An 11182-nucleotide genomic window follows, 5' to 3' on the forward strand; every position below is an offset into this window, starting at 1 on the left:
GCTTCTAGACTGACGCCATGCAGCAGGTCGAGACGAAGGCGCCCCGGCGTTCGCGCCTCGCTGCCGATCTCGCGATGCTCGCGGTGGTCGGCCTCGTGCTCGTCGCCGCCCTCGGCGCAGGCGGGGCCACCCTCTACCAGCAGTTCTACGGCCCGTCGGCCTTCGTCGTGCGCTACCTCGATCTGCTCTCCGAAGGCCGAGCGGCCGATGCCCTTCGCGTACCGGGTGTCGCGATCGATCGAGAGACACTCGAGGTCGCGGGCCTCGGAGCCACAGCGTCCGAGGCTCTGCTGCGCCATTCGGCGCTCGCCCCGCTCACCGACGTCGAGGTGACGTCGGAGGAGCGTGACGACGCCGGCAAGACCGAGGTGACCGTCTCGTACACGGCGAGCGGTTACGCCGGCACGACCACCTTCACCGTCGAGCAGGACGGCTGGGCGGGCGTCACCCCGAACTGGCGCTTCACGACGAGCCCTCTGGCCGTGGTCGAGCTCACGCTGCGCGGAGCCGACCAGTTCGCCGTCAACGGATTCGAGATGGACCGCCGCCAGGTGTCGGCCGCGGGTGCGCAGGCCGCCCCCCTCGATCCCCTGCCGCTGCTGGTCTTCACGCCCGGGGTCTACTCGGTCACCGTCGACACGGCGATCGCCTCCTCCGACGGTGTCGGAGTGCTGGCAGACACCCCGCTCGCCACCACCCCCGTCGACGTGCAGACCGAGCCCACGCCCGACTTCGTCGCCGTGGTGCAGCAGCGCGTCGAGGAGTTCCTCACAGAGTGCACCACGCAGGAGGTGCTGCAGCCGACAGCGTGCCCGTTCGGCCTAGAGGTCCGCAACCGCCTCGCCTCGCTGCCGAAGTGGTCGATCACGGTTCAGCCCCAGGTGAGTGTCGTTCCCGACGGCGGGCACTGGAGGATCCCTCCGACGGATGCGGTCGCACACGTCGACGTCGAGATCCGGTCGCTCTTCGACGGCTCGGTTCAGGAGGTCTCGGAAGACGTCCCGTTCCAGGTCAATGGGTCGATCACGATCCTCCCGGACGGAAAGGTGTCGATCCGGGTCGGTTCTCCCGACGAGGAGTCGACGGGCTGATCCGCCCCGTGCAGGGTCAGCGCGCTTCGCGCTCGGCCTGACGCAGGTCGCGCGCTGCGAGGGCCGCGAGCTTCTCGTTGTACTCCTCGAGCTCCGCCTCGCCCGTGCGATCGGCATGCCGGTCGCGGCGCTTCTGCAGTTTGGTGTCACTGCGGCTCCACTGGATCGCCACGGTGATCGCGAGGATCAGGGTCGGGATCTCACCGATCGACCACGCGATGCCACCGCCGATGTACTGGTCTTCGAGCGGCGTCGGGCCCCACGTGCGCCCCATCGACCCGAACCAGTCGGCGACCATGAGCCCCTCCTGCATCATGATCGCGACGCCGAAGAAGGCGTGCATGGCCATGATCGCGATCAGGGTGATGAGGCGTCCGGGGTACGGCAGGCGGTACGGCACGGGGTCGGCGCCGACCAGGCTCAGCACGAACAGGTATCCGGAGATGAGGAAGTGGGCGACCATCCACTCGTGGCCGAGGTGCTCGAACATCGACCAGCGCACGAGGTCGGTGAAGTAGAAGGCCCACAGCGACAGGATGAAGATGCCCGCCGCGACGAACGGGTGGGTGACGACCTTCGAGAACGGCGAGTGCACCGCCCACATGATCCATTCGCGGCCGCCACGGGTGCCGTCGTCGCGCTTGTGGATCGCACGGAGGGCGAGGGTGACCGGCGCGCCCGAGACCAGCAGCAGCGGGATGGCCATCGACAGCATCATGTGCCCCAGCATGTGCACGCTGAAGAGATATTCCTGATAGGCGTTGATGGGGCCGCCGGTGACCCACAGCAGCATCAGCATGCCCAGCACCCAGAAGACGGTGCGGTGGATCGGCCAGCGGTCGCCCCGCAGGCGCAGACGGCGCACCCCTGCGAGATAGAGGAAGAGACCGAAACCGGCGGCCACCAGCCAGAGCACGTCGATGTCCCACGCCGTGAACCAGCGGTCGATCGTGAACTCGGGAGGCAGCGGTGAGCGCGTGAGGTTCTCGGCCGGCGTCTGCACGAACGCGGCCTCCTCGCCGGTGGGCGGAGGGGTGCGGGCGAGCGCGGCGGCCGCACCTGAGGCGAGCCCCATCAGCGCGACCTCGCACAGCACCAGCATCCAGAACCAGCGTGCGGCTCCAGCCCCCTCGAGACGAGGGATCAGGCGGATGCGGTACCAGGCGCCGAGCAGGCCCATACCGACCAGCAGCACGACCTTGACGAGCAGGATCGTGCCGTAGGGCGTCCAGAGCTGAGAGATGTCGCCGAAGGAGACGATGGAACGCGCCAGGCCCGAGATCGCGACGACCGCGAAGGCGGCGATCGCGAGACTCGAGTAGCGGCTGACCAGCCGCGCGGTGCCCACGCCCGACCGGTCGCGCAGGATCACGACGAGCAGCAGGCCGCCGAGCCACACCGCCGCGCCGATCGTGTGCAGCAGGATCGAGTTCACGGCGATGTTGTGTCCGGCGAGCTCGCCGGAGTGGCCCTGGGTCGCCAGCGGGAGGAAGGATGCCGCGGCGAGGATCGCCGTGATCAGGGTGGGCGTCCACGTGCGCCACGCGAACGCGAGCACGGTGATCACCGAGCCCATGATCGTGGTGATCAGCCACGACTGACCGAGCGGCAGCTGCAGCAGGAATCGTCCGAGCTGCTCGCCGAACTCGCGCTCGGCACTCAGCTGCGGGTTGAAGGCGGCCATGAACGTGAAGAATCCACTGATGCCCGCGGTGACCGTGAAGACGGCCGCACCCGCCGAGGCCGTGTTGAGGGCGGTGTCGAACGACTTCTCCTCGCTGCGCAGTGCGAACAGGGCCAGCACGAGCGAGCCCAGCATCGCCGCGGCCGCGATGTTCATCACGAGCTTGACGATGGGTGTGGCCCAGCGCACGAACGGACCCGGATCCTGCAGCAGCAGCGGCGCCGCACCTCCGCCGATCACGAGGGCGATGAGCACGCCGATCAATCCGGTCGCGAGCAGGATTCCGACTCCGGCCGCGCGATACGCGGAGCGGTTCGGGGTCTGCACGGCGCGGGCACTCACCCCTCAAGCCTAAGCCGCGGAATCGGGGCGGGAGCACGAAGGCCGCCCCCGACGGATCGGGAGCGGCCTTCGAAGAGGTGCAGTCTTACTTGACGGCAGCCTTGAGCTTGGAACCAGCGGTCACCTTGACGCGGTGGCCGGCCGGGATCTTGATCTCGGCGCCGGTCTGCGGGTTGCGGCCCGTGCGAGCTGCGGTTGCGACCTGCTCGAACGAGATCCAGCCCGGGATCGAGACCTTGCTGCCCTTGGCAACAGCGTCGGAGACCGAGGAGAACAGCGCGTCGAGGACACCCGAGACGGTGGCCTGGCTCTGGCCGGTGGCGGAAGCGATGCTCGCGACGAGCTCGGTCTTGGTGATGGACTTGTCAGCCATGTCATCCTCCAGCGACGAGGTTCCCGTCGCATCGTTGGTGTTCGAAGGGCGACTGCCCTCCGTTGGTCGAGTGACCGCCTTGAATGTACCAACCACCGCCCACATTTCCGCGTCATTTCGCGGGTTTTGGGGTTTTCGGCGGCGTGTCGTGGTGCAGAAGTGACGAATGTGACCCCTGTGGTGCCTTGTTCGGCGGTCGAACACCGCCGTTCCGCGGCTCGCGGCGGGTCTGCACGGTGGGCCTCGTCCCTGCATCGCACTGCGCCTCGGGAGGCGCACTGCGCCTCGGGAGGAGAGTTCTGCTCAGCCTCTCCTCCCGAAGCGCAGCCTTCCGCCCGGGGCGCAGTCCCGAGGGATGTGCGTCAGCGCGGACGGTGGGATGCGACGACCGAGCGGGCGGTGCGCGCGAACGCCGGGGTGACGTGCTCGTCTCCGTCGAGGTAGCCGCCGACGAGGGCTGCGTCGCGCAGCAGGACGAGGGATGCCGCGACGTCGGCGGGGCTCTCTAGTCCGGCCTGCTCGGCGACGGCCTGCAGGGTCGACCGGAACCACTCGCGGTGCTCGTCGATCAGCCGTCGCACCGCGCCGTCGGCATCCGGATACTCCGCCGCCGCGTTGATGAACGGGCAGCCGCGCGTGTGCCTGAGGCGGATGTCGGCGGAGATGCCCTCGATCACGGCGTCGACGAGCTGTGCCGGCTCGGTCACCGCTTCGCCCGCCTCGGCGAACATCGAGCGCAGCATCTCGTCTTCGTTGCGCAGGTACGCGAGGACGAGATTCTCCTTGCCCCCGAACTGCTTGTAGAGCGTCGCCCTGGTGACGGCGGCCTCGTCGATGATGCGGTCGACGCCCACCGCATGGATCCCCTCTTCATAGAAGAGCCGCGTGGCGCTGTCGATCAGTCGGGTGCGCGCGGCGCTCGGACGCTTCGGAGTCGTCGTCGGAGCCGGGATGGGAGTCGTGGTCTTCATGGTGATCCCTCTCATCGTGTCATCCGAATGTGATTTTCGGGAATAGGTTGCGGTAGATAGAACGTTCGGTCTACTATCAGCGTAACGCATCCGCACCAGGCGGGAGCAGAAACAGGAGACGAGACCATGAACAGCACCGAGAAGACCCCGATCGTCCTGATCCACGGACTCTGGATGACCCCGAAGAGCTGGAACACCTGGGCCGAGCGCTTCCGCGCACTGGGCCACGAGGTGATCATCCCGGGGTGGCCCGGCATCGACGACCGCTCGGTCGAAGACATCCGCCGCGATCCGTCCGCCCTCGAAGGCATCGGCCTCAAGCAGATCGCCGACAATTACGAGCGCATCATCCGCGCGCTTCCGGTGAAGCCGATCATCATGGGCCACTCGTTCGGCGGCGTGCTCACACAGATGCTCGCCGACCGCGGCCTCGGCTCCGCCTACGTAGGGGTCGCCCCTGGACAGACCGCCGGCGTCACCGCACTCCCCCTCTCGACGCTCTGGACCGGAACGCCGATCCTCTCGAACCCCTTCGGACGCAACGGCGCAAAGCCGCTGTCGAAGCGCCATTTCCACTTCACGTTCGGCAACGACCTCTCGCGTGCAGCATCCGACGCGCTCTGGGAGGAATACGCCGTGAACTCCTACAACAGGGTCTTCTTCGAAGGCGTGACCTCGGTGCTCAACGAGAAGGGCGGCGTCACCCACGTCGACTACGCACGCGCCGACCGCGCGCCGCTGCTCGTGATCACGGGCGAGATCGACCACGTGGTGCCGCCGGCCATCGGACGTGCGATCGTCAAGAAGTACCGCTCGTCCGGCAGCCCCGCAGTCGTCGACTACAGGGAGTACGCCGGCCGCACGCACCGCCTCGTCAGCCAGGACGGCTGGGAAGAGATCGCCGACTACGCGCTGACCTGGGCGGTGGCGCACGCGACAGCATCCGTCGCCTGATGTGCGGGTGTGCGGGGGTGGGTCCCTCGGGGCTCGGGAGGACCGCGCCGCTCTCGCCCCACATCGCGCTGCGCCTCGGGAGGAGAACTGCGCCTCGGGCGGAGGGATCTGCGGATTCTCTCCTCCCGAAGCGCAGTCTTCCTCCCGAGGGATGCCCGTGCGGGCACGGGAGAAGGTGCAGAGGGGTGCGAAGGGATGCGGGCAGGGAGAGAGATGCGGATGCGGGTGGCTCAGGCCGCAACGTGGAGACGCTGCCCGACCGCGGTCAGGATCACCTGCTGCACCTGCGCCCACTGGCTCATCAGCTGGCCGTAGCCGATGCGGATCACGTGATAGCCGTGCAGCTTCAGGAGAGCATCGTGGGCGATGTCGCTCGTCCGCTGTTCACCGACATGATGACCGCCGTCGATCTGAATGACCAGTCGCTCACCGATGACGAAGTCGACCCGATGGCCGAGTATCCAGACCTGCGGCACGACGGGGATCCCCAGCCACCTCAGGCGCACCTGGAAGATGCTCTCGGTACCGGAATCGGCGAACTGCCGCGCATCCGCGAGCAGACGTCGAGCAGCGGGCGGAAGCGGTGCGCGCTCGAGGATGCCGGGCGCGATGAGGTTCTGTCGCATGGCCGACTCCCAGGTCGCAAGGGCACTCTCATACGGCTGACACCCCGCGACCAGGATCAGCGCGTTCTCGAGCGAGTCCTCGCGCGAATCAGGATCACGCGGGAACACCGGTTCGTTCCAATGCACTGTGCCGCGGGACAACGTCACGTGGCCTGATCGTGCCGGAGCCGCGACGTGCGGCTGCACGTCACCGAGCACCCACAGCCCTTTCCGCGCGGCGAGCGTGACACAGCTCAGGAACACTCCGCGGCGGGCAGCCGCAAGGAGCATCGGGTCGGCATCCGGCAGCGCGACCCACCCGCGGCGAACAGCGATGACGTCACCCCTCTGAACAGACGATCGAAGCGCATGCCTGCTGACCCCGAGCCGTCTCAGGGTCTCGGTGCGGGCCACGCCGTCGCGCTGCGTCAGCGCCTGTCTGGGGTTCACCCGTCGAGGATCGCTGATGGCCGCATCCGCCATCGACACGGCATCCACGATTCGTGTCCCGCTGCCTCAGATCCCCGTCCGTGCAGAAAAGGTCCGCCGCCCTCGCAGCCGACACGTCCCGTATACGCCCGCACAGCCCGCGCGCGCGAACATCCGTCGGGAGGAGGACTGCGCCTCGGGAGGAGGAAATCTCGAGATCGCTCCTCCCGAAGGGCAGTTCTCCTCCCGAGGCGCAGAGGAGACAGAACAGCGAAAGGGGCGAGGATCCGAAGATCCTCGCCCCTTTCGGCTTGTCTGCTGAGACTTACCAGCTCGACTTGGTGACACCGGGCAGCTCGCCACGGTGTGCCATGTCACGGAAGCGGACGCGCGAGACGCCGAACTTCGTGAGGACACCGCGGGGGCGGCCGTCGATGACGTCGCGCGAACGCACGCGAGCCGGCGACGCGTTGCGCGGCAGCTTCTGCAGGCCGACGCGTGCGGCCTCGCGGGCCTCGTCGGTGGCGTTCGGGTCGACCAGGGTCTTCTTCAGCTCGGCGCGACGCTCTGCGTAACGCTCGACGATGACCTTGCGCTGCTCGTTGCGAGCGATCTTGCTCTTCTTAGCCATTGATCAACGCTCCTCTCGGAATTCGACGTGCTGACGGATGACCGGGTCGTACTTCTTGAGCACGAGGCGGTCGGGGGTGTTGCGGCGGTTCTTCTTCGTCACGTACGTGTAACCCGTACCTGCCGTCGAACGCAGCTTGATGATCGGACGTACGTCCTGAGCCTTCTTGGCCATTAGAGCTTCACACCCTTCGCCTGGAGGTCCTTGACCACGTTCTCGATGCCGCGGACATCGATCACCTTGATGCCCTTGGCGGACACGTTGAGCGTGATCTTACGACCGAGCGAAGCGACGAAATAGGTCTTCTTCTGCACGTTCGGGTCGAAGCGGCGCTTCGTCCGGCGGTGCGAGTGCGAGACGTTGTGACCGAAGCCGGGAACAGCTCCGGTCACCTGGCACACTGCTGCCATGATGGTGACTCCTTCTATACCGTGAGGCCGGACGGCCTCACCCAAGATCCCTTGTCTGCGCGCCACCCCGCAGCGCCGATCTCTCGGCTGAAGAAGGGGAAGCACGCGAACTACGCACAGGAGTGTGCGCAGACAAAGAGTCAGTTTAGCACGGTCCGGAATCAGAGCCGAACGGCCTCGAGCAGCAGCGCGGCCCCCGGTGCGAGCAGCGGCAGGGGCACGCCGACCGACTCGAAGAACGCCCCCGTGGCCTCGACCCCGGAATCCAGCCACGCGGGGTCGGAGACCTGATGCCGCGACACCGACCCGAGGTCCTCGCGCACGCGCAACCGGTACCGCTCCCCCACGACCAGACCGGGGATGCGGGTGCGTGGAGTGAACCCGTCGACCGAGGCACCCAGGCGAACCCACGCGAACACCGCGCGCGAGCCGTCGGGAGCGACCACACCGTGCAACAGGGTCTCGTCGTCGACCTCGTCACTGCGCACAGTGACGCCCGAATGCAGCAGCGGACGCAGTTCGCGATACAGCGCGGTCCACCGCGACAGCATCTCGCGCTCCTCCGACGTGCACCGGGTGATGTCCCACTCGATGCCGGCATGCCCGAACAGCGCGGTCGTCATGCGGAACGGCAGGGATGCCGCACGGTGCGTGGTCTCGGCGATCGGCGGACCGACGTGCGAGCCGACGAGCTCGGGAGGCACGAGCGTGCCGGTCCAGCGCTGGATGCGCTGCCGCTCGATCGGGTCGTTCGAGTCCGACGCCCAGACACGCTGGGTGCGCTGCAGCACGCCGAGGTCGACGCGGGCGCCGCCGCTCGCGCACGATTCGATCTCCAACGCCGGATGCCGCTCGCGCAGCGCATCGAGCAGGGCGTAGAACGCGGCGGTCTGCTCGTGCACCGAGGCACGACCCGTGCGCGGCGACACCGCCGCATGCAGATCGCGGTTGTGATCCCACTTGATGAAGTCGATGCCGACCTCGGCGACCAAGGCGTCGATGCGTTCGAAGAGGTAGGCCGCGGCATCCGGGTTCGAGAGGTCGAGCACCTTCTGATGCCGCCAGGTCGGCGAGTCGGACGACGCCTGCAGCACCCAGTCCGGATGCTGCGCCGCGAGGTCGGACACGGGATTCACCATCTCGGGCTCGAACCAGAGACCGAACCGCATCCCGAGACCGTGCACGTGATCGGCGAGCGGGCGCAGGCCGTCGGGCCATTTGGCGTCGTCGATGAACCAGTCGCCGAGCCCCGAGCGGTCGTCGGGGCGCCCGCGGAACCAGCCGTCGTCGAGCACGAAGCGCTCCACCCCGACGGATGCCGCGGCCTCGGCGAGCTCGATGATCTTCGCGGGATCGTGGTCGAAGTACACCGCCTCCCAGGTGTTCAGCACGAGGGGGCGCGGCGTGGTCGGGTGCGCGGCGAACGATCGCACCGTCGAGTGCAGGCGTGCAGACACCGAGTCGAGCCCGCTCTCGCCGTAGGTGAGGAACACCTGCGGCGACACGTAGGTCTCGCCCGCGCCGAGTCGGATCTCGCCCGGCAGCAGCAGCTCTCCCCCGCCGAGCACCGAGCCGTGCACCCCGGCGCCCTCGGGCAGGCGCTCGACCCCGACCTCGAGGTCGCCGCTCCACGCGACGTGCGCTGTCCACAGCTCGCCGCTGCGGAAGCCGAATCCGTCGGTGCCGACCGCGGTCAGATAGGGCGCATCGTGCCCGCCGCGGCCTCGACGAACCTGGCGCAGGTGCGCTCCGTGCCGAAGCACGCCGCGCTGCGGGTGCCGCTCGCCGGTCCAGCGACCGGTGTGGTCGAGCACCTCGGTCGCATGCGCGGGCACCGGCAGCAGGATGCGAGCGGCGAGCAGATCCAGCGGCTCGGCGCCGTCGAGAGTGCTGGTGACCGACAGCTGCGCGGTCAGCACGCCCCCGGCATCCAGTGCGAGGTCGAGCACGACCGTGACTCCCGCCGCGGCATCCGAGAACTCCGCGCGCAGCGACGTCGCCGTCGACTGCCACCCCGTCGATCGCAGCAGCGGCGCGCCGTGCATCCCGCCCCGATGCCAGGCCAGCGCCGGTGCCCCTGACCACCCGTCGGCTTCGACCGCGAGCAGCGGAAAGGTGCGCGGAGCATCGAACGAGCTGAACGTCACCGAGCCGGTCGACGACCCTGCAAGCGCGTCGAGGTCGGCGTGATCCAGTGCCGCGCCCCAGTGCAGCAGCCGCGCAGTGGTCGTGTCGATGACGACGCTGACGCCGCCGGAGGTCAGGTGGACGAGTTCGCTCATTGCCGCTCCAGACGGGTCACAGACGAAAGGGAGGCCCGCCCGTGAGCATACGGGCGGGCCTCCGAGGGGTGTTACTCCTTGACGGGGATCGACGCGGCCTTGAGCGCGTCGACGGTGGCCGTCTGACCCTTCTCGATCGCGTCGAGCAGCGTGCCGCTGCCCGAGACCGCGGCCTTGAACCCGTCGGACACGTCCGAGTAGGTCTGGGTCATGGTCGGGCCCCACGCGAAGTCGGGCGAGACCTGGGTGGCGGCGTCGGCGAAGACGTCGTAGATCTTCTGGCCGCCGTAGAACTCCACACCCTCGGCGTAGACCGGAAGGTCGAGGCCGGCGGTGGTGGCCGGGTAGAGGTTGGCCGCCTCGGCGAGCGCGGTCAGCGCCTCATCCGACGTGTTGAGCCACAGCGCGAACTTCGTCGCCTCGTAGAGGTGCTCGCTGCCCTTGAGGACCGCGGTCGACGAACCGCCCCAGTTGCCGGCGGCGGATCCGCCCTCCTCCCACTGCGGGAGCGCCGCGACGGCCCAGTTGCCCGCGGTGTCGGGCGCGCCGCTCGAGATCGAGTTGGCGCCCCAGACGGCGGAGTTCCAGGTCCAGACCTGACCGGAGTTGTAGGCGTTGTTCCACTCGTCGGTCCACGCGGGGACCGTCGCGACCAGGTCGTCGTCGAGCATGCTCTGCCAGTAGTCGGCGACCGTGGCGGTGGCGTCGTCGGCGAGCGAGACCGTCCAGCCCTCGTCGTCGCTCGAGAACCACTGCGCGCCGTCCTGCCAGGCGAAGCCCGCGAACTGGTTGATGTCGGACTGCGAGAAGTTGGTGATGTACCCGCCGAGTTCGCGGATCTTCACGGCGGCCTCGCGATACTCGTCCCACGTGGTGGGGATCTCGATGCCGTTCTGCTCGAACAGGTCGGCACGGTAGAACAGCCCCATGGGGCCCGTGTCCTGCGGCACGCCGTAGACGCCCTCGGTGCCGAGAGTCACCTGGCCCCAGGCCCAGTCGACGAACTGGTCTTCGGCGGCGACCACGTCTTCGCAGGCGCTGAGGTCTTCGAGGCCGTCCTGCACGAGGAAGTTCGGCAGGGCGTCGTACTCGATCTGGCCGAGGTCGGGAGCGTCGCCCGCCTTGATCTGGTTGAAGAAGTTCTGGTACGTGCCGCCGTTGCCGTTCGGGCCGGTCTGCACGTCGACCTGGATCTCGGGGTTGGCCTCGTTCCAGATCTCGACGACGTCTTCGATGCCGGGGATCCAGGAGGTGAACTCGAGCGTGACGTCGCCGTCCGCCGGAGTGCACGAGGCGGCGTCGCCGCCCGTGCCGGAGCTGTCTCCGCCGGATGCCGAGCAACCGGCGAGCGCGAACGCCGAGATGGCGATGACAGCGGCTGCCTTCATCTTCGAATGCTGCATTTCGATC

At 68.2% G+C, this 11182-nt stretch carries 11 protein-coding genes; 2 read left to right on the plus strand and 9 right to left on the minus strand.

The genetic code is table 11. The features are described from left to right. Positions 1-17 precede the first annotated feature (17 nt). Positions 18-1091 (plus strand): hypothetical protein, encoded by a 1074-nt coding sequence (locus tag FIV50_RS16660; RefSeq protein WP_140038402.1) that lies wholly within the window; start codon positions 18-20, stop codon positions 1089-1091. Positions 1092-1107: 16 nt separating this feature from the next. Here the strand turns inward: FIV50_RS16660 and FIV50_RS16665 are convergent, their stop codons facing one another. The 3 genes from FIV50_RS16665 to FIV50_RS16675 all read right to left on the minus strand — a co-directional run bounded on the left by FIV50_RS16665 (position 1108) and on the right by FIV50_RS16675 (position 4461). Further along, positions 1108-3117, minus strand: coding sequence for a cytochrome c oxidase assembly protein (locus FIV50_RS16665; protein ID WP_140038403.1), 2010 nt, complete (start codon positions 3115-3117; stop codon positions 1108-1110). Between the two features lie 85 nt (positions 3118-3202). Continuing rightward, positions 3203-3490, minus strand: a complete 288-nt coding sequence (locus FIV50_RS16670) for an HU family DNA-binding protein (protein ID WP_042541574.1) — start codon at positions 3488-3490, stop codon at positions 3203-3205. A 362-nt stretch (positions 3491-3852) separates the two neighbouring features. Further along, complete coding sequence (locus FIV50_RS16675) at positions 3853-4461, minus strand: TetR/AcrR family transcriptional regulator (RefSeq protein WP_140038404.1); 609 nt, start codon at positions 4459-4461, stop codon at positions 3853-3855. Between the two features lie 126 nt (positions 4462-4587). On the opposite strand from FIV50_RS16675, the gene FIV50_RS16680 reads away from it, so the two are divergent. Continuing rightward, positions 4588-5415 (plus strand): alpha/beta hydrolase, encoded by an 828-nt coding sequence (locus FIV50_RS16680; protein ID WP_140038405.1) that lies wholly within the window; start codon positions 4588-4590, stop codon positions 5413-5415. Positions 5416-5645: 230 nt separating this feature from the next. Here the strand turns inward: FIV50_RS16680 and FIV50_RS16685 are convergent, their stop codons facing one another. The 6 genes from FIV50_RS16685 to FIV50_RS16710 all read right to left on the minus strand — a co-directional run bounded on the left by FIV50_RS16685 (position 5646) and on the right by FIV50_RS16710 (position 11175). Beyond that, positions 5646-6470, minus strand: coding sequence for a type IV toxin-antitoxin system AbiEi family antitoxin domain-containing protein (locus FIV50_RS16685; RefSeq protein WP_258184321.1), 825 nt, complete (start codon positions 6468-6470; stop codon positions 5646-5648). Between the two features lie 304 nt (positions 6471-6774). Then, a complete protein-coding gene (rpsN, locus tag FIV50_RS16690; RefSeq protein WP_042540535.1) occupies positions 6775-7080 on the minus strand; it encodes a 30S ribosomal protein S14 in 306 nt (101 codons plus the stop codon). A 3-nt stretch (positions 7081-7083) separates the two neighbouring features. Then, positions 7084-7254, minus strand: coding sequence for a 50S ribosomal protein L33 (gene rpmG, locus FIV50_RS16695; protein WP_017203558.1), 171 nt, complete (start codon positions 7252-7254; stop codon positions 7084-7086). After that, entirely contained in the window at positions 7254-7490 is a 237-nt protein-coding gene (rpmB, locus tag FIV50_RS16700) for a 50S ribosomal protein L28 (protein ID WP_042540533.1), read from the minus strand. Before rpmB ends, rpmG begins: the two co-directional genes overlap by 1 nt. A gap of 161 nt (positions 7491-7651) precedes the next feature. Then, the gene (locus FIV50_RS16705; protein ID WP_140038406.1) at positions 7652-9772 is read right to left on the minus strand and encodes an alpha-galactosidase; all 2121 of its coding nucleotides are present in this window, start codon (positions 9770-9772) and stop codon (positions 7652-7654) included. A gap of 71 nt (positions 9773-9843) precedes the next feature. After that, positions 9844-11175, minus strand: coding sequence for an ABC transporter substrate-binding protein (locus tag FIV50_RS16710; protein ID WP_140038407.1), 1332 nt, complete (start codon positions 11173-11175; stop codon positions 9844-9846). Between the last annotated feature and the right edge of the window lie 7 nt (positions 11176-11182).

It is taken from the genome of Microbacterium foliorum (assembly GCF_006385575.1).
GTDB lineage: Bacteria > Actinomycetota > Actinomycetes > Actinomycetales > Microbacteriaceae > Microbacterium > Microbacterium foliorum_B.